The sequence below is a fragment of the Priestia sp. JV24 genome, from assembly GCF_025910025.1.
GTDB lineage: Bacteria > Bacillota > Bacilli > Bacillales > Bacillaceae_H > Priestia > Priestia megaterium.
The window spans coordinates 161,029-179,997 of record NZ_JAPCIN010000023.1 but is presented as its reverse complement, the minus strand read 5'-3'; the positions used below and the strand labels follow the sequence as shown (position 1 = coordinate 179,997).

At 40.4% G+C, this 18,969-nt stretch carries 19 protein-coding genes; 18 read left to right on the top strand and 1 reads right to left on the bottom strand.

The window, feature by feature from the left end; all coding sequences use genetic code 11:
- The first annotated feature begins 13 nt into the window (after nt 1-13).
- From def to spoVM, 10 genes are all read left to right on the top strand, one after another.
- A complete protein-coding gene (def, locus tag OK414_RS22155; RefSeq protein ID WP_013084828.1) occupies nt 14-487 on the top strand; it encodes a peptide deformylase in 474 nt (157 codons plus the stop codon).
- Nucleotides 488-497: 10 nt separating this feature from the next.
- Nucleotides 498-1,436 (top strand): methionyl-tRNA formyltransferase, encoded by a 939-nt coding sequence (fmt, locus tag OK414_RS22150; RefSeq protein ID WP_205661911.1) that lies wholly within the window; start codon nt 498-500, stop codon nt 1,434-1,436.
- The gene (gene rsmB, locus OK414_RS22145; protein WP_016765427.1) at nt 1,429-2,769 is read left to right on the top strand and encodes a 16S rRNA (cytosine(967)-C(5))-methyltransferase RsmB; all 1,341 of its coding nucleotides are present in this window, start codon (nt 1,429-1,431) and stop codon (nt 2,767-2,769) included. The genes fmt and rsmB overlap by 8 nt, the downstream gene beginning before the upstream one ends.
- A 2-nt stretch (nt 2,770-2,771) precedes the next feature.
- A complete protein-coding gene (gene rlmN, locus OK414_RS22140; protein ID WP_034649178.1) occupies nt 2,772-3,863 on the top strand; it encodes a 23S rRNA (adenine(2503)-C(2))-methyltransferase RlmN in 1,092 nt (363 codons plus the stop codon).
- Between the two features lie 4 nt (nt 3,864-3,867).
- Complete coding sequence (locus OK414_RS22135; RefSeq protein ID WP_034649180.1) at nt 3,868-4,611, top strand: Stp1/IreP family PP2C-type Ser/Thr phosphatase; 744 nt, start codon at nt 3,868-3,870, stop codon at nt 4,609-4,611.
- A 5-nt stretch (nt 4,612-4,616) separates the two neighbouring features.
- Complete coding sequence (gene pknB, locus OK414_RS22130; RefSeq protein ID WP_028410789.1) at nt 4,617-6,662, top strand: Stk1 family PASTA domain-containing Ser/Thr kinase; 2,046 nt, start codon at nt 4,617-4,619, stop codon at nt 6,660-6,662.
- 13 nt (nt 6,663-6,675) lie between these two features.
- Nucleotides 6,676-7,557 (top strand): ribosome small subunit-dependent GTPase A, encoded by an 882-nt coding sequence (rsgA, locus tag OK414_RS22125; RefSeq protein ID WP_013084823.1) that lies wholly within the window; start codon nt 6,676-6,678, stop codon nt 7,555-7,557.
- Between the two features lie 2 nt (nt 7,558-7,559).
- Nucleotides 7,560-8,216: a ribulose-phosphate 3-epimerase gene (gene rpe / locus OK414_RS22120; RefSeq protein WP_013084822.1), complete on the top strand. Its 657-nt coding sequence runs from the start codon at nt 7,560-7,562 to the stop codon at nt 8,214-8,216.
- 116 nt (nt 8,217-8,332) lie between these two features.
- On the top strand, nt 8,333-8,980 hold the full coding sequence (locus tag OK414_RS22115) for a thiamine diphosphokinase (RefSeq protein ID WP_016765422.1): 648 nt from the start codon (nt 8,333-8,335) through the stop codon (nt 8,978-8,980).
- A gap of 79 nt (nt 8,981-9,059) precedes the next feature.
- Entirely contained in the window at nt 9,060-9,140 is an 81-nt protein-coding gene (gene spoVM, locus OK414_RS22110; protein ID WP_016765421.1) for a stage V sporulation protein SpoVM, read from the top strand.
- 57 nt (nt 9,141-9,197) lie between these two features.
- On the opposite strand, the gene rpmB is transcribed toward spoVM, so the two are convergent.
- On the bottom strand, nt 9,198-9,386 hold the full coding sequence (rpmB, locus tag OK414_RS22105) for a 50S ribosomal protein L28 (protein WP_013058914.1): 189 nt from the start codon (nt 9,384-9,386) through the stop codon (nt 9,198-9,200).
- A 314-nt stretch (nt 9,387-9,700) separates the two neighbouring features.
- On the opposite strand from rpmB, the gene OK414_RS22100 reads away from it, so the two are divergent.
- The 8 genes from OK414_RS22100 to plsX all read left to right on the top strand — a co-directional run bounded on the left by OK414_RS22100 (nt 9,701) and on the right by plsX (nt 18,966).
- Entirely contained in the window at nt 9,701-10,063 is a 363-nt protein-coding gene (locus tag OK414_RS22100; protein ID WP_013058913.1) for an Asp23/Gls24 family envelope stress response protein, read from the top strand.
- A 16-nt stretch (nt 10,064-10,079) separates the two neighbouring features.
- A complete protein-coding gene (locus tag OK414_RS22095) occupies nt 10,080-11,747 on the top strand; it encodes a DAK2 domain-containing protein (protein ID WP_263045059.1) in 1,668 nt (555 codons plus the stop codon).
- 196 nt (nt 11,748-11,943) lie between these two features.
- Complete coding sequence (locus tag OK414_RS22090; RefSeq protein WP_016765419.1) at nt 11,944-12,972, top strand: PTS sugar transporter subunit IIC; 1,029 nt, start codon at nt 11,944-11,946, stop codon at nt 12,970-12,972.
- 212 nt (nt 12,973-13,184) lie between these two features.
- Nucleotides 13,185-13,847, top strand: a complete 663-nt coding sequence (gene sdaAB, locus OK414_RS22085) for an L-serine ammonia-lyase, iron-sulfur-dependent subunit beta (RefSeq protein WP_013058911.1) — start codon at nt 13,185-13,187, stop codon at nt 13,845-13,847.
- 100 nt (nt 13,848-13,947) lie between these two features.
- Entirely contained in the window at nt 13,948-14,835 is an 888-nt protein-coding gene (gene sdaAA / locus OK414_RS22080; protein ID WP_075419498.1) for an L-serine ammonia-lyase, iron-sulfur-dependent, subunit alpha, read from the top strand.
- Nucleotides 14,828-16,876: an ATP-dependent DNA helicase RecG gene (gene recG, locus OK414_RS22075; protein WP_263045058.1), complete on the top strand. Its 2,049-nt coding sequence runs from the start codon at nt 14,828-14,830 to the stop codon at nt 16,874-16,876. The genes sdaAA and recG overlap by 8 nt, the downstream gene beginning before the upstream one ends.
- A gap of 501 nt (nt 16,877-17,377) precedes the next feature.
- On the top strand, nt 17,378-17,941 hold the full coding sequence (gene fapR, locus OK414_RS22070; RefSeq protein WP_013084815.1) for a transcription factor FapR: 564 nt from the start codon (nt 17,378-17,380) through the stop codon (nt 17,939-17,941).
- Nucleotides 17,942-17,961: 20 nt separating this feature from the next.
- Entirely contained in the window at nt 17,962-18,966 is a 1,005-nt protein-coding gene (gene plsX / locus OK414_RS22065; RefSeq protein WP_016765417.1) for a phosphate acyltransferase PlsX, read from the top strand.
- The last annotated feature ends 3 nt before the right edge of the window (nt 18,967-18,969 follow it).

Here is an 18,969-nt window from a genome sequence, read left to right as displayed (position 1 = left end):
AGGAGGTGCCTATTTGGCTAAGCTTAAGCTTGTTTACCATCCTAATGAAGTACTTGAACAAGAATGTGAAGTCGTTAAGAACTTTGATAATAAATTAGCGAAATTACTAAACGGCATGTATGATTTAATGCTTGAAGCAGACGGTGTGGGTCTAGCTGCTCCTCAAGTAGGAGTTCTGCAGCAAGTGGCAGTGGTAGACGTGGATGACCGACACGGTAAAATTGAACTAATTAATCCGGTAATTATTGAGCAACGAGGCGAACAAATCGGTCCAGAAGGCTGCCTAAGTTTTCCGGGCCTTTTTGGTGACGTGGCTCGAGCTGATTATGTGAAAGTACGTGCGCAAAATCGTAAAGGAAAACCTTATTTTATAGAGGCAAAAGGTTTTTTAGCACGAGCAATTCAACATGAAATTGATCATTTACACGGTGTATTGTTCACGGAAAAAGTAACAAAGTATTACGAAGAGGATGAACTAGAAGGGTAGGTTTTACACGATGAAAGTCGTATTTATGGGAACGCCGGATTTTTCAGTGCCGGTTTTACAAACATTACTTAAAGATGGATATGAAGTGGTCGCAGTGGTTACACAGCCGGACCGACCAAAAGGACGCAAGCGCGTATTAACACCTCCTCCTGTAAAAGTTGAGGCGTTAAAGCATGAAATACCTGTACTGCAGCCAGAAAAGATTCGTTTAGAAGAAGAATATCAGCAAGTGTTAGCGTATGAGCCTGACCTAATTGTAACAGCGGCTTTTGGTCAAATTTTACCAACCCCTATTTTAGAAGCGCCTAAATACGGCTGTATTAACGTGCATGCTTCTCTGTTACCTGAACTGCGCGGAGGCGCGCCGATTCATTATTCAATTCTACAAGGTAAGCCGAAAACTGGTGTTACAATTATGTATATGGTAGAAAAATTAGATGCAGGTGATATCTTAACACAAGTAGAAGTTCCGATTGAAGAACGTGATCACGTTGGCACACTTCATGATAAACTCAGCGCTGCTGGTGCAAAATTGCTTTCAGAAACCATTCCTTCTCTTTTAAAAGGTGAAATTACGCCGATTAAACAAAACGATGACGAAGCGACATTTGCTTCTAACATTAAGCGTGAACAAGAGAAAATTGATTGGGCCCGTACAGGAGAAGAAATTTATAACCATATCCGCGGACTTCATCCTTGGCCCGTTGCTTATACAACAGCAGACGGTCAGGTCATGAAAATTTGGTGGGGAGAAAAAGTATCCGCATCAGGCAAACCGGGTACCGTTTTATCACTTGAAGAGGACGGATTTATAGTAGCAACTGGAAATGAAACAGCTATTAAAGTGACGGAACTTCAGCCGGCTGGAAAAAAACGTATGGATGCAGCGCAGTATTTACGAGGTACATCCGTGGAAGTCGGAACAGTATTAGGGGATGTCAATGAGTAAGTACAACGTTCGAGACATAGCTTTAGATATTTTACTAGCTATTGAAAAAAATCAGGCATTCAGCAATCTATTGTTAAATAACAGCATACAAAAACGGGGTATTCAAGGAAAAGATGCAGGGTTGTTAACGGAAATTGTGTATGGAACGATTCAAAGACGTGATACGTTAGATTACGGGTTAGCGCCTTTCTTGAAAAATCCAAAAAAGCTTCAGCCTTGGGTGCGAGTGCTGCTTCGTTTATCACTTTACCAAATGGTATATTTAGACCGAGTGCCTGACCGGGCAATCCTCCATGAAGCAGTAGAAATTGCCAAAAAACGCGGTCACAAAGGAATTGCCTCAATGGTAAACGGCGTTTTACGAAATATCCAGCGCAGCGGCACGCCTTCTTTAGAAGAAATACAAAATCCTGTGGAGCGCTTGGCGATTGAAACGAGTCATCCATTGTGGCTTGTAAAACGCTGGGTGGAACAATATGGATTGGACAAAACACGCGGAATCTGTTTAGCTAATTTAATGGCCCCTAAACAAACAATCCGAGTAAACAGTGCACGCTTTACGCAAAATGAAGTAAAAGAAGCGCTAGAAAAAGAAGGTATTGTTGTAGAACCAGGCCATTTTGTAGAAGAAGCGCTAGAAGTTCAAAAAGGAAATGCAGCTCATACACAAGCATTTCGTGAAGGAATGTTTACCGTTCAAGATGAAAGCTCTATGTTAGTGGCTCATGCGCTCGGTGCAGAGGCAGAAGAGCTAATTTTAGATAGCTGTGCTGCACCGGGAGGAAAATCAACTCATATTGCAGAGCAGCTTAGAAACAGTGGTAAAGTTATTTCCTTGGACATTCATGACCATAAAGTAAAGCTGATTGCCCAACAGGCAGAGCGTCTGCACCTTACCAATATTGAGCCGACGGTTCAAGACAGCCGCAAAGCAGGCGAACAGTTTGATAAAGAAATGTTTGACCGCATCTTAGTAGATGCTCCGTGCTCAGGTTTTGGTGTAATGAGACGTAAACCTGATTTGAAATATACAAAAACTGAGCAAGATGTAAAGCAGCTGGCGCGTATTCAACAAGATATTTTAAATGCGGTTGCGCCTTTATTAAAAAAAGGTGGGACCCTTGTATATAGTACATGTACAATTGACCGGGATGAAAATGGGGATGTTGTAGCAGCATTTTTAGCAGATCATGCTGATTTTCAAAAAGATGAAACACTCGCTGCACGCATGCCGCAAAAGCTTAAACAAAACGTAAAACATGGTGAAATTCAATTGCTGCCAGATGCACAAAGCGATGGGTTTTATATTGCATGTTTACAGAAGAAGGTGTAAAAATGGAAGAAGTAGCTAAAAGAAAAGCAAAAGCAGAAGAAAAAGCGCAAAAACCATCTATTTATTCATTAGAAATGAACGACCTAGAAAATTGGTTAGTAGAACACGGAGATAAGAAGTTCCGTGCTAAACAAATTTTTGACTGGTTATATGTTAAACGCGTAACGGACTTTGACGATATGTCAAACTTATCTAAAGGGTTACGTGAACAATTAAAAGACAAATTTGCATTAACGACATTAAAAACAGTCGTTCAGCAAACGTCTGGGGACGGCACGATGAAGTTTTTATTCGAACTCCATGACGGTTATACGATTGAAACAGTGCTTATGCGTCATGAATACGGAAATTCTGTCTGCGTAACGACTCAAGTTGGATGTCGCATTGGCTGTACGTTCTGTGCGTCTACTCTTGGCGGTTTAAAGCGTAACTTAGAAGCTGGAGAAATCGTAGCGCAAGTAGTAAAAGTACAAAAAGCGCTAGATGAACAAGGAGAACGCGTGAGCTCTGTCGTAATTATGGGTATTGGGGAGCCATTTGATAACTATGATGAAATGATGCGCTTCTTAAAAACAATTAACAGTGATGATGGATTAAATATTGGTGCACGTCATATCACAGTATCGACAAGTGGAATCATTCCGAAAATCTATAAGTTTGCTGATGAAAAAATGCAAATCAATTTTGCGATTTCACTTCACGCTCCAAACAATGACATCCGCTCACGCTTAATGCCCATTAACCGTGCGTACAAACTTCCTGATTTGATGGAAGCCATTAAATATTATACGGATAAAACGGGAAGACGTATTAGCTTTGAGTATGGTCTATTCGGAGGAGTAAACGATCAAGTAGAGCATGCCGAGGAATTAGCGGATTTGATTAAAGACGTGAAATGCCACGTGAACTTGATTCCGGTAAACTATGTGCCTGAGCGTGATTATGTTCGTACACCACGTGAACAGATTTTTGCATTTGAACGTACGCTTAAAAAGCGTGGCGTTAACGTGACTATTCGACGTGAGCAAGGTCATGATATCGATGCAGCTTGTGGCCAATTACGTGCGAAGGAGCGTAAAGAAGAGACGAGGTGATTGTATGGCAACTGTCTTCATGACAGACCGAGGGAGAGTTAGACAACACAATGAAGATAACGGAGGGGTATTTTTGAACCAACACAATCAGCTGCTTGCAATTGTGGCTGATGGTATGGGAGGTCATCGAGCTGGCGACGTCGCCAGTGAGATGGCGGTTCAAAAATTGCAAATAGCGTGGGCAGAAGCGGACAAAGTAACGTCTCCTGATGAGGCGACGCAGTGGATTCGTACGCATGTTTCGCAAATTAATCAAGATATTTATCAGTATGCTCAGGAGCATGAAGAGTGTAAAGGGATGGGTACAACAGTTGTACTTGCTTTATGCGCCGATACGTTTTGTGCGATTGGTAATATAGGAGACAGCAGATGCTATATTTCCAATGAATATGGATTTCAACAAGTAACAGAAGATCATTCCCTTGTGAATGAACTCGTAAAAAATGGTCAAATCACAAAAGAAGATGCCGAGCATCATCCACGAAAAAATATCTTATTGCGAGCACTAGGTACCGAAGAAAATGTTAGTTTAGATGTAAAAACAATTGAAGTGGAAAAAGAAGATCGATTATTATTATGTTCAGATGGACTGACAAATAAGGTAACGGAACAAAAGCTGAACGAAACGTTATCAACAAGTTCATCACTTCACGAAAAGGGTACGAGCCTGATTCAATTAGCAAATGAGCTTGGTGGAGAAGACAATATTACACTTGCAATTGTGGACTTTACATCTGAAAGTGGGTGAGAGTGTTGCTAATAGGTAGACGGCTAAACGACCGTTATAAGGTATTGCAAGTAATTGGTGGAGGCGGAATGGCAAACGTCTATTTAGGTCGCGACATGATTTTGGATCGTGATGTGGCAATTAAAGTGCTTCGTTTAGACTTTGCAAGTGACGATGCGTTTATAAAGCGTTTCCATCGAGAAGCACAATCTGCTACGAGTATTGCTCATCCTAATATTGTCAGTATTTATGATGTTGGAGAAGAAGAAGATATTTATTATATCATCATGGAATATGTACCGGGTATGACATTAAAGCAATACATTCTGCAAGAATCACCACTATCTCTTGATAAAGCCATACATATTATGACGCAGATTACATCAGCTATTGCCCATGCTCATCAGTACGGAATTATTCATCGGGATATTAAGCCTCAAAATATTTTAATTGATCATGATGATACCATTAAAGTTACTGACTTCGGCATTGCCGTAGCACTAAGTTCTACAACCATTACGCATACTAATTCTGTTTTGGGCTCTGTTCATTATTTATCTCCTGAACAGGCACGGGGAGGGCTTGCGAATAAGCGTTCTGATATTTATTCGCTTGGCATCGTCCTATTTGAATTGCTAACGGGTCGAGTCCCTTTTTCTGGGGAATCGGCTGTGTCAATTGCATTAAAACATTTACAGACAGAAACACCTTCTCCAAAAAGATGGAATCCATCTATCCCTCAAAGCGTGGAGAATGTTGTATTAAAAGCAACAACTAAAGATCCATTTTACCGATACAGTTCCGTCGAAGAACTCGAAGCGGATTTACAGTCTGCTGTTCATCCAAATCGTTATAATGAACAAAGGTTTACGGTGCCTGATGATGAAGAAGTGACAAAAGCCATTCCAGTTATTAAGGAGGATTTTGTTGAATCCGAAGAAACGCACGTACCTGTGAGAAAACCTCCTCACTTAGAGCGCGAAGAACAAGAGGAAGAAGAGTTAAAGCCGAAGAAAAAAAAGAAGAAAAAGAAAAAAGGCAAAAGCAAGCTGATTGTAACGCTTGTTTTAATTTTTTTGCTGCTGGCAGCTGCTAGCGTAGCCGCCGTTACATTTATTCCGGCTTTATTACTGCCAAAAGACGTAAAGGTTCCTGATTTACATAATCAAGATTATGAATCAGCAGTAACCGATTTAGTTTCTTTAGGCTTTAAAGTGAAGAATCCTAAAGATATATCCGATAATGAGGTGGAAGAAGGCGACGTGGTTAAAACGATGCCAGAAGCGGGAGACGTTATCAAAGAAGGATCTAATGTCATTATTTATCGAAGTACAGGAAAGAAAAAAGAAGCATTTAACCGGTACATTGGAAGAAGCTTTACGGAAGTAAAAAGTCTGTTAGAAAAGCAGAATTATAAAGATATCCAATCCATCGAAGTTGAAAGCACAGAACCAAAAGGCAATATTACAGATCAGACGCCTAAAGAAACCGAACAAGTCGTGCCAGAGGATACAACGGTTACGCTATGGGTAAGTAAGGGGCCGCCGAAGATTACATTAAAGGATTTCTCGGGCTGGACGGAAAAAAGCGTAAAAGATTATGCATCAGATGAAGATATTGAAGTGGATGTAAAAACAGCGTATTCCGACACTGTTGAAAAAGGTCTTGTGATGTCTCAAAAGCCTGCAGCGGAGCAGAGTATCGAGCAAGGTGATAAGCTCACCATTACGGTCTCAATGGGCAAGGAGCCAAAAGCTCCTCAAACGGTATCAGTGGATGTGACTATTCCGTATAAAGAAGAGACTGACACCGAAGCAAGCACGGAACAAGGCGACGCAACGGAAACAGGCGATGCCACCGGAACAGAAGAGGAAAAGCCAAAGCCGCAAAAAGTACAAATTTATATCGAAGATGCAGATAACGATATGTCCGTTCCTGCTAAAGAACTAACGATTACTGAAACAACAAAAGAATCGTTCGATGTTTTAGTTGATGAAAATGAAAAAGCGTCTTATAAAATTGTCCGAGACGGGGAAGTTATTGAAGAAAAAGACGTTGAATATCCAGAGTGATAGGAGTGAGGTTATGCCAGAAGGAAGAATTATTAAATCCCTTAGCGGATTTTATTATGTTCTTCATGACGGACAAGTAACGCAATGTCGAGGACGAGGTGTTTTTCGTAAAAAGAAAGTAACGCCTTTAGTCGGTGACAATGTAGTATTTCAGGCAGAAAATAAGCTTGAAGGATATATACTTGAAATTAAAGAACGTAAAAATGAATTAGTTCGTCCCCCAATTTCAAATGTTGATCAGGCGCTGCTTGTTTTTTCAGCGATTGAACCTGATTTTAGCACGATGCTTCTTGACCGATTTTTAGTGTTAGTGGAGTCTAATCATATTGAACCTATTATTTGTATTTCAAAAGTAGATCTTTTATCACAGCAGCAAAAGCAAGAAATCGAGCAATATGCCGAAGAATATCGTAAAATAGGATATGAGGTCATTTTAACGTCGACAGTCACAGAAAAAGGCATGGAACAAATTCAGCCGTTATTTGAAGATCGCGTAACGGTTATTGCCGGACAGTCAGGTGTAGGTAAATCTTCATTGTTAAATACACTTAAACCAGAGCTTGAGTTAAAGACAAATGATATTTCAATGTCACTTGGAAGAGGAAAGCATACAACACGTCATGTAGAACTGATTTCGTTTGGTGAAGGTTTAGTAGCCGATACGCCAGGCTTTAGCTCACTGGAATTTTTAACGTTAGAAGTAGAAGAGTTAACCCATTGTTTTCCTGAAATGTCGCGTTTGAGTGAACAGTGTAAATTTCGAGGTTGTTTGCATGTGAAAGAACCGAAATGTGCGGTGAAAGAAGCATACGAACAAAAAGAAATTCCGAGTTATCGCTACGAACATTACTTGCAATTTATTGAGGAAATTAAGCAAAGAAAGCCGAGGTATTAAAAATGACAAAAATCGCACCTTCCATTTTATCTGCCAATTTTTCAAAGCTTGCTGAAGAAATTCGTGAAGTTGAAGCAGGTGGAGCAGACTACATCCATATCGACGTTATGGATGGCCATTTTGTTCCTAATATTACAATTGGACCGCTTATCGTTGAGGCTGTACGCCCTGTCACAACACTGCCATTAGATGTGCATTTAATGATTGAAAACCCAGATCAATACGTTCCAATGTTTGCAAAGGCAGGTGCTGATATTTTAACGGTACATGCTGAAGCGTGTACTCATTTGCACCGCACCATTCAATTAATCAAAGAACACGGCATGAAAGCAGGCGTTGCTTTAAATCCTGCAACGCCAATTGACGTGGTAAAGCATATCTTAGAAGATATCGATCTTATTTTATTAATGACGGTGAACCCAGGCTTTGGAGGGCAAAACTTCATTCCAAATGTACTGCCGAAAATTGAGCAAATCTCTCAGCTTATTGAAATTCGTCACCTTTCTATTGAAGTAGAGGTTGATGGAGGAATTAATGAAGAAACAGCAAGAAAATGTGTGGAAGCAGGAGCAAATGTCTTAGTGGCTGGCTCAGCTATTTATAACCAAGAAGACCGAGCTGGCGCAATTAGTCAAATTCGCACAACTGTTCAAGCGTAAGTAATAAAAGCTGCTGTGTACAACGAGTAGAACTTGTACACAGCAGCTTTTTCTTTTAGGATAAAGAAAACATATTTATTTCGTTCATTTTTTAATAGAAAAGGAGCATATACATAATGAAAATTCATATTCTAGCAGGGGGACCGGATGAACATATGCCGCCCCTGCACCAGTCAAACGATGTAAAGTGGGTAGGAGTAGACCGCGGCGTATTCCTTCTTCTTCAGCAAGACATTTTGCCCGTAAAAGCATTTGGAGATTTTGATTCCATTACAAATGCACAGCTTAAGCTAGTGAGAGAAGCATTACAAGATGTTGAATTGTATCCTGCAGAAAAAGATGCAACGGATTTGGAACTTGCTTTTGAGTGGGCAATAGGGCAAAAACCGGAAAGTATTTGTATCTTTGGAGCAACAGGTGGAAGGCTTGACCACATGTTTGGAAGCATTCAGCTCCTGTACAAAGGGTTAAAAGAGAAAGCGAATGTACAAATGATTGACAATCAAAATATCATTCAATTGTTTGAACCAGGCACTTATCATGTTGATCGTTTAAAGGAGTTTCACTATATTTCATTCGTTCCTTTTGCAGGCGGTGTAAAAGAGCTTACGCTAGAAGGTTTCAAATATCCGCTCAATAAGCATGAAGTAGAACTCGGCTCAACTTTATGTATTAGCAATGAACTTATTCAACAAAGAGGTACTTTTTCATTTACAAAAGGCATATTAATGATGGTAAGAAGCAATGATAAACGTTGCTTGTGATGAAGTATGGAAAATGAGAGCAGGACATAGGGCTTTCTTTAAAAGGAGATAAAGTGTGGAGACGGTTAGGAGGGACAGTATGAAATTCTATACAATCAAACTTCCAAAGTTTTTAGGTGGCATCGTAAAGGTCATGCTTAATTCGTTCAAAAAAGATTAACAACGCTGGAATAATAAAAGAAGCACCATAAAATATGGTGCTTTTTCATTATAAAGATTAAACGCGTTGAACTTTACCAGACTTAAGGGCTCTAGCTGAAACGTACACACGTTTTGGTTTACCGTTCACTAAGATACGTACTTTTTGAACGTTAGCACCCCATTTACGCTTAGTAGCGTTCATTGCGTGAGAACGTGCGTTACCTGAACGAGCTTTTCTACCAGTTACTACACATTTGCGTGCCATGATTTTCCCTCCTAACACCAAAAAAACTACTCAATTCTGTTTTGAGAAATACTATATTAATTTATCACAGCCTTACAGAGAATGCAATAGTTCTGGAGAAAAGCTTTCAAGAAATTTTCCTTGACATATAAAATGAATCTATGTTCAATAATATAGAGAGTAGAAATAGGTATAACTTGGGCTATTACTCATTTTAAGATAAGTTGATACCTAATACTGTCATCTTTAAAAGGGACAAGCTGGACGCCTCTTTTAAAACGAGATTGATTATAGTAGAATATTTATAACCTATGAAAGTAGAAAGGGGAACGAGTATGTCCATCGAAATGAAAACGAAGTATGGTCAAATTGATATCTCTACAGATGTAATTGCAACAATTGCTGGAGGAGCAGCTGTTGATTGTTACGGGATTGTGGGAATGGCTTCAAAAAATCAGCTTAAAGATGGTCTTACAGAAATTCTTCGCAAAGAAAACTTTACACGAGGTATTGTGGTAAGACAAGAAGAGGATGACGTACATATCGACATGTACATTATCGTAAGCTATGGAACAAAAATTTCTGAAATTGCTCATAATGTGCAAACAAAAGTAAAATACACACTGGAACAAACGGTTGGTTTAACGGTTGATTCAGTAAATATTTATGTGCAGGGTGTTCGTGTAACGAACGTTTAATTAAGGAGGAAGATTCGTGTCAATGACAACGTTGGACGGAAAGCGGTTTAGAGAAATGGTGCTTCAAGGAGCCCAGCATCTATCTAACAATGCAGATTATGTAGATGCGCTGAACGTTTTTCCTGTACCAGATGGTGATACTGGAACAAATATGAACTTATCGATTACGTCTGGTGCTAAAGAAGTAAAAAATAAACTATCTGATCACATCGGCCAAGTGAGTCAAGCTTTGTCTAAGGGCTTATTGATGGGGGCGCGCGGTAATTCAGGAGTTATTTTATCTCAATTATTCCGCGGTTTTGCGAAATCGGTTGAGCAAAAGTCAGCGATTACAACAGTTGAGTTTGCTGAAGCTCTTGAGCTTGGGGTAGAAACTGCTTATAAAGCTGTTATGAAACCAATCGAAGGAACCATTTTAACAGTAGCTAAGGATACTGCTAAAAAAGCAACGGCTATTGCTAAAAAGCAACCTGATATGATTCTGTTCATGGAAGAAGTACTTAAGGAAGCTAATGCTTCGTTAAATCGCACGCCAGATCTTTTACCCGTGTTAAAAGAAGTAGGCGTAGTGGATAGCGGAGGTCAAGGGCTTGTTTTAATTTATGAAGGGTTTTTAGCTGAATTAAAAGGTGAAAAACTTCCGGGTGTACCCATGTCAGCTCCTTCGATGAATGAACTCGTAAATGCTGAGCATCATAAGCATGCACAAAGCTATATGAATACAGAAGATATTGAATTTGGCTATTGTACAGAATTTATGGTAAGGCTGGAAGAGGATAAGCCTGCAGCTAAAACATTTTCTGAAGAAACGTTTCGTCAAGACTTAAGCAAATGGGGCGACTCATTGCTTGTAGTATCTGATGATGAAATCGTGAAAGTTCATATTCACGCTGAGCATCCTGGAGAAGTGTTAAACTACGGGCAACAGTATGGAAGTTTAATTAAAATGAAGATTGAAAACATGAGAGAACAGCATAGCAGCATTGTTTCAGGTGAAGAAAAGCCTGCAGTAAAAAATGCTGAAAAACAGCCCTTTGGCATTGTTACTGTGTCAATGGGAAAAGGAATTGCTGAATTGTTCAAGAGCCTTGGGGCAACGGTTGTTATTGAAGGCGGACAAACAATGAATCCAAGTACGGAGGATATTGTCAAAGCGATTGAAGAAACAAATGCTGAACAGGTACTGATTTTACCTAATAACGGAAATATTGTGATGGCTGCTAACCAAGCGGCTGCTGTTGCCGGCAGTCACGTTTCGGTTGTCCCGTCTAAAACGGTTCCTCAAGGAATGACAGCGCTGCTATCATTTAATCCTCAGCAAAGCTTAAAAGAAAACGAGGAAGTAATGACTGAAGCTCTACAGCACGTGAAAACAGGACAAGTAACGTATGCAGTTCGCGATACAAATATTGATGGTCTTGAATTAGCTAAAGGCGATTTTATGGGTATTGCCGAAAAGAAAATCGTTGTAAAAGATTCAGAGAAATTAGAAGCAGCAAAAAAGCTATTGACTTATATGATTGATGACGAAGCGGAAATCCTTACAATTCTTCAAGGAGAGGATGTCTCAGACGATGAAGCTGAAGCGCTAACATCTTTTGTAGAAGAAACGTTTGAAGAAGTTGAGGTAGAGCTTCATAAAGGAGATCAACCTTTATATTCTTACATTTTTGCAATTGAATAGCCAAAAAAGAAGCATCCCTCCCGAGGGGCGCTTCTTTTTTGATGTTTTTTAAGTTGAATACGAACTATTTTATTATTAATTGTTGTAATTGTTCGGTATATTAGGTATATTAGTTGAAAAGAACCCGTTTATATGGTAGTTTTGAAAACTGATTAAGTCAAATGTGAAAGAAAACAGCATGAGAGGAGAGACAACAGTGGATATTTTAAAAGGAACAGGTTTATTATTATTAGTTTTATTTTTATTTTGGTTGTTTAGCAACAAGGCACCTTATGGCATGAAAGCAATGGGGGCGCTGGCAAGCGGAGCGGTAGCTGCGTTTCTCGTAGAGGCCTTTCAGTCATATGTAGGAGGAGATTTACTAGGTATTTCATTCCTGGGTGAAGTTGGAAAGGCTGCAGGAGGAATGGGAGGAGTTGCGGCGGCAGCATTAGTTGCTTTGGCGTTAGGCGTATCTCCTGTATATGCTCTTATGATGGGGGTGGTGTGTTCAGGGCTAGGCTTGCTCCCTGGATTTTTTGCGGGATACCTCATGGCATTTGTAGTGAAATTTATTGAGAAAAAGGCACCTGCTGGTCTAGACTTATTAGGGAACATCTTAATTGCAGCACCTTTAACAAGATTAATTGGTAATGCATTCTCACCTATTGTAGATGCGACGCTTTTAAATATTGGAGGAATTATCAAAGACACAACAAGTGCTAGCCCTATTTTAATGGGAATTATTTTAGGCGGAGTTATCACAGTAGTAGCAACGGCTCCGCTTAGCTCAATGGCTTTAACGGCTATGCTAGGGTTAACGGGATTGCCTATGGCGATTGGAGCTCTTGCTGTGTTTGGTTCTTCTTTCATGAACTATGTGCTGTTTGATCGATTAAAAATTGGGGATCGTCGTACAACCATTTCAGTTGCAGTTGAACCTTTAACACAAGCGAATATTATTTCAGCAAATCCGATTCCTATCTACATTACAAACTTTGTTGGAGGTGCACTAGCCGGTGTGGTTGTGGCTCTGTTCGGATTGGTAAATGATGCTGCAGGCACGGCAACGCCAATCGCAGGACTTGCAGTGATGTTTGGGTTTAATGACCCTATGAAGGTCACAATTTGTGCAGTACTTTGCGCACTAGCGGGAGCATTAGCTGGGTTTATAGGTTCAGTTGTTTTTAAAAACTTTAAAATTAAAACAGTAGACGATGTAGCTTCCGAGCAAGAAGCAGCTTAAGTAATTCATCTTTTCCTGCATAATATAGTAAAAAAAGCGGTGTGCTTATCTTATTTTTATGGATAAATACACCGCTTTTTTTGTACGTGAGTCCCTAATAAAAATGAGAATTTTTAAATTTTTTAAGAGCGTGAAACAAAGCTTCCAAAAAGTCAAAAGCTCAAGTAACATATAAGTAATAACAATGTCTAAATAGCAGGGGGAAAATCCTTATGAAATATAAATCTGTCTTTGATATTATTGGTCCGGTAATGATTGGACCATCTAGCTCACATACAGCTGGTGCAGCGCGTATTGGACGCGTTGCACGAACGCTTTTTGGCAAGCAGCCCACAAAAGTTGTGGTTTCACTGTACGGTTCTTTTGCTCAAACGTATAAAGGGCACGGAACAGACGTAGCGCTGATTGGCGGTATTTTAGATTTTGATACGTTCGACCAGCGTATTCCGCAATCTTTGGACTTAGCTAAAAAAGAAGGAATGGACGTCACATTTGTTGAGGAAGCGGCAATCACAGATCACCCGAATACTGCTCGCATCAAAATGAGCGACGGATTAAAGGAAATTGAAGTTGTTGGAATTTCAATTGGTGGAGGAAAAATTCAAATTACGGAGCTGAACGGATTTGAATTAAATTTATCAGGCATGAATCCAGCTATTCTCGTTGTGCATAATGACCGATTTGGTGCCATTGCGACCGTTACGAATATTTTGATGAAACACTCAATTAATATCGGACATATGGAAGTATCTCGCAAAGAGCGCGGAGAAGTAGCGCTCATGGCAATTGAAATGGATACGAATATTGAAGATGATGTAATTGAAGAGTTAAAAACATTGCCTCACATTATTCAAGTAACAAGAATGGTTGAGTAGGATAGAGCGAATAGGACCGGCTTGAGAGAATAACTGGAGCCGAGTGATTATAGATGATTCTAAAGTGAAAATAAGACAGAATGATAGCGGAGGTTACTATATGTTTCGAAACGTAGCAGAACTAGTAGAATTAGCAGAAAGTCAAAATGTAAAAATTGCAGAGATTATGATTCAACAGGAAATAGATATCACGGGAGTTACTCGTGAAGAAATCATGGGAAAAATGGACCGGAACTTAACGGTTATGGAAGAAGCGGTTGAACGCGGTTTAAAAGGGGTACAGTCTGTTACAGGTTTAACAGGCGGAGATGCAGTGCTGCTTCAAAACTATATTCAAAGTGGAAAATCTTTATCTGGAAATTTAATTTTAGATGCAGTCAGCAAAGCTGTAGCGACAAACGAAGTAAATGCGGCAATGGGGACAATCTGTGCAACACCTACTGCTGGATCTGCTGGAGTAGTGCCAGGAACGCTGTTTGCAGTGCAACATAAGCTAAACCCAACTCGTAAAGAAATGATTGAATTTCTATTTACATCAGGTGCTTTTGGGTTTGTTGTAGCCAATAATGCGTCTATTTCAGGAGCAGCAGGTGGATGTCAAGCAGAAGTTGGTTCAGCTTCAGGTATGGCAGCGGCAGCGATTGTTGAAATGGCAGGAGGTACACCGAGTCAGGCAGCTGAAGCAATGGCAATTACTCTCAAAAATATGCTAGGATTAGTATGTGACCCAGTAGCGGGGCTAGTAGAAGTTCCATGTGTGAAACGAAACGCAATGGGAGCGGCGAATGCAATGATTGCAGCAGATATGGCCTTAGCAGGCATTACAAGTCGTATTCCATGTGATGAAGTCATTGATGCTATGTATAAAATTGGTCAAACAATGCCGGTTGCATTACGAGAAACTGCACAAGGAGGCTTAGCGGCAACACCAACAGGTCGCGAGCTTGAAGCGAAGATCTTTGGTATTGCATTAAATAAAAGTGAATGAACTAACAACTATTTCAATTAAAACCATTAAAGGTATTGGAGAGGAAACAGCACAAGCATTAGAGGATATGCATATTCATAGTGTGCATGACTTGTTAGAACATTTCCCATACCGCTATGAAGATTATGAGTTAAAAGATTTGGCTGAAGCAAAGCACGACGAAAAGGTCACCGTAGAAGGAAAGGTTCACAGCGTCCCCTCGCTTACGTATTACGGAAAAAAGCGTTCGCGCCTTACGTTTCGGCTGCTAGTAAACCGCTATTTGATTACGGTTACTTGTTTTAATCGCCCATACTATAAATCAAAGTTAGAAATCGATCAAACTGTTACGGTTACGGGGAAATGGGATCAGCACCGGCAAACGCTTAACTTGCAGGAGCTTCAATTTTCTCCGTTTGTTAAAAATCAAACGATTGAGCCTGTTTACTCGGTTAAAGGCAACTTAACGGTCAAAGGAATGCGGAAGTTCGTCTCTCTTGCGTTGAAGAATTATGGCAGTAGCATTCAGGATATGCTCCCGGCCTCTATTCGTTCTAGATACAAACTAGTAACGCGTGAAGAAGCGGTTAGAAGTATTCACTTACCTCGTGATCATGAAGATTTAAAACAAGCAAGACGTCGATTTGTCTATGAAGAATTTCTACTTTTTCAATTAAAAATGCAGGCGCTTAGAAAGCGCGAAAGAGAAGAAACGCCTGGAATGAAGCAAGCATTTGATTCAACTGAGCTGGTAAACTTCACGAACCTGCTGCCGTTTCCGTTAACAAACGCTCAAAAACGTGTAGTAAACGAAATTACGCACGATATGAAATCGCCTTATCGCATGAATCGCTTGCTGCAAGGTGATGTAGGGTCAGGTAAAACAGTCGTAGCAGCGGTTGCTTTATACGCCACTGTTTTAGCAGGGCATCAAGGTGCTTTAATGGTACCGACTGAAATTTTAGCTGAACAGCATGCTGAGTCATTGACTGCGATGCTTGAAAAGGTAGGCATCAGCGTAGGCTTGCTAACAGGGTCTGTTAAAGGAAAAGCAAGAAGAGAGCTGCTTCAGCGAGTGAAAAACGGAGATGTTCATGTATTAGTAGGTACACATGCCTTAATTCAAGACGAAGTTATATATAGTAGTTTAGGGCTCGTCATTACGGATGAACAGCACCGCTTTGGAGTTGGGCAGCGCCGGGTTTTACGTGAAAAAGGTGAGAGTCCGGATGTACTGTTTATGACGGCGACTCCTATTCCAAGAACCCTTGCTATTACGGTATTTGGAGAAATGGATGTGTCCATTATCGATGAAATGCCAGCAGGACGTAAGGCAATTGAAACATACTGGGTAAAACATGATATGCTTGAACGTATTTTACATTTCGTTGAAAAAGAAATACATGACGGCAGACAAGCTTACGTTATTTGTCCGTTGATTGAAGAATCGGACAAGCTGGATGTTCAAAATGCAATTGATGTGCATGCAACACTCGCTCACTATTTTAATGGAAAAGCAAGCGTTGGTCTCATGCACGGAAGGTTGTCAGCTGATGAAAAAGAAGAAGTGATGAAACAGTTTAGCGTAAATGACGTGCAGATTTTAGTATCAACAACGGTTGTAGAAGTAGGAGTGAACGTTCCGAATGCAACCGTGATGGTCATTTATGATGCAGAGCGCTTTGGGTTATCTCAGCTTCATCAGCTAAGAGGACGCGTAGGGCGAGGAGATGCACAGTCGTATTGTATTCTGCTCGCAGATCCGAAATCAGAAGTTGGAAAAGAACGAATGACCATTATGACGGAAACAAACGATGGATTTGTATTATCAGAAAGAGACTTAGAGCTTCGTGGGCCTGGTGATTTCTTTGGTAGAAAACAAAGCGGGATGCCTGAGTTTAAAGTAGCCGATATGGTGCACGATTACCGTGCGCTTGAAGTAGCTCGAGAAGATGCTGCTAAGCTTGTAAATTCCGACAGCTTTTGGACAGAAGATCAGTTTGCACTGCTGAGAATACAATTAGAAGCAACGGGCGTATTGACTGGAGAAAAATTTGATTAGTAAAAGAGACTGAAACAAAGTAGTTTAGTTGAAGGAAAATCCGAACGATCAATCGTTCGGATTTTTTTCATTGTGATGATGAACGTAGATTTCATGTATGTGATGGGTATGTAGGTGCTTCTAACTGTTAAGTGAAGGGCAAGGCACTCCTGCGGGGAAAGCGGAATAGATGAGACCCCGCAGAAGCGTAAGGAACAAGGAGGATCACGGGCCGGCCGCGGAAAGCGAAGTCTTGCACGGAAATCAGCAGCGGTGTAACAAGCAATCTATACGAGCGCCTTTATCCCATTTGTTCATCTTTAGATTGAAGTGATCTAGTTATGTCTCAATCTCTTTTCGTCTATAAAGATAAAAAGCGGCTTAGTGTGAAAGAGTTAGCGGCTGGTGGCCATTAATACGACGTCAATGAACAGAATACAGCATGTGAAAAATGTTGCAATTAGAAGGCAATGATTATATACTGCTATTAGTACCTAGTATTAAAAGTTCGGATGGTGGACAATGAAGCGCAGTAAAAAAGAAAGACAGCATCTATTAAAAACGACAATTGAAGAAAACCCATTTATTACGGATGAAGAACTAGCAGACCGTTTTTCAGTGAGCGTTCAAACAATTCGATTAGACCGCCTAGAGTTGTCGATTCCTGAACTGCGAGAACGTATTAAGCATGTAGCTTCAAAACAACTAGACGAGGAAGTGCGTTCGCTTCCGATTGAAGAAGTAATTGGAGAAGTTATCGACATTGAACTAGATCAATCAGCGATATCTATTTTTGATGTGAAAACAGAGCATGTGTTTCAGCGTAATCAAATCGCTCGTGGTCACCACCTTTTTGCGCAAGCTAATTCGTTAGCTGTCGCTGTTATTAACAATGAACTAGCGCTCACAGCAGATGCGTCGATCCGTTATCATCGCCCTGTTAAGCTTCATGAACGAGTGATAGCAAAAGCGAAAGTTCTGTCAACTAGTGAAGTGCGAACCACCGTTGAGGTAAACAGCTATGTAGGGCAAGAGCAAGTGTTCTCTGGCACTTTTAAAATGTATCGTTCTACAAAGGATAAATAATAAAAAGGATGAGACGCAACATGAAACTAGCTATTGATGCAATGGGCGGAGATCATGCACCGAAAGCCATTATTGAAGGTGTAGAAAAAGCTACTGCTCAATTTAAAGAATTACATATTACGTTAATTGGAAACGAAACAGAAATAAAAAAATATTTAACAAATTCAGATCGTATTTCGATTATTCATACAGAAGAAACCATTGATGCAACTGATGAGCCAGTGCGAGCTGTGCGCCGCAAAAAACAAGCATCTATGGTATTAATGGCAAATGAAGTAGCCGAAGGTCGTGCTGACGCTTGTATTTCAGCAGGAAATACAGGGGCGTTAATGACAGCGGGACTTTTTATTGTAGGTCGCATCAAAGGTATTGAACGTCCAGCACTTGCTCCGACGCTTCCGACACTAGATGGAAAAGGGTTTTTAATGCTAGACGTTGGTGCAAACGTTGATGCCAAGCCTGAACATTTGCTCCAGTACGCTGTGATGGGGTCTGTGTATGCCGAAAAAGTACGCGGCATTCAAGCTCCTAGAGTGGGACTGCTGAACATTGGAACTGAGGATAAAAAAGGAAACGATTTAACAAAGCAAGCCTTTCAGCTACTAAAAAATGCTGATCTTAATTTTGTGGGCAACGTGGAATCCCGTGATTTGCTAAACGGCGTAGCGGATGTGGTTGTAACAGATGGTTTTACAGGGAATATGACTCTTAAGAGCATTGAAGGAACGGCGCTTTCCTTGTTTTCTATGATTAAACAAGAATTAATGAGCACGTTAAAAAGCAAGTTAGCTGCAGCAGTGCTAAAGCCTCAGCTGCAGGGGTTAAAAGCGAAAATGGATTACAGTGAATATGGAGGCGCAGGGCTGTTTGGATTGCATGCGCCTGTTATCAAAGCGCACGGTTCGTCGGATGCGAATGCAGTATTTAGCGCGATTAAGCAAGCTGTGAATATGGTGGAAAACAATGTGTCTTCCACTATTCAAAAAGCAATCGAACAAACTGCTAATGAAGAAAAGGAGAGATAAGAA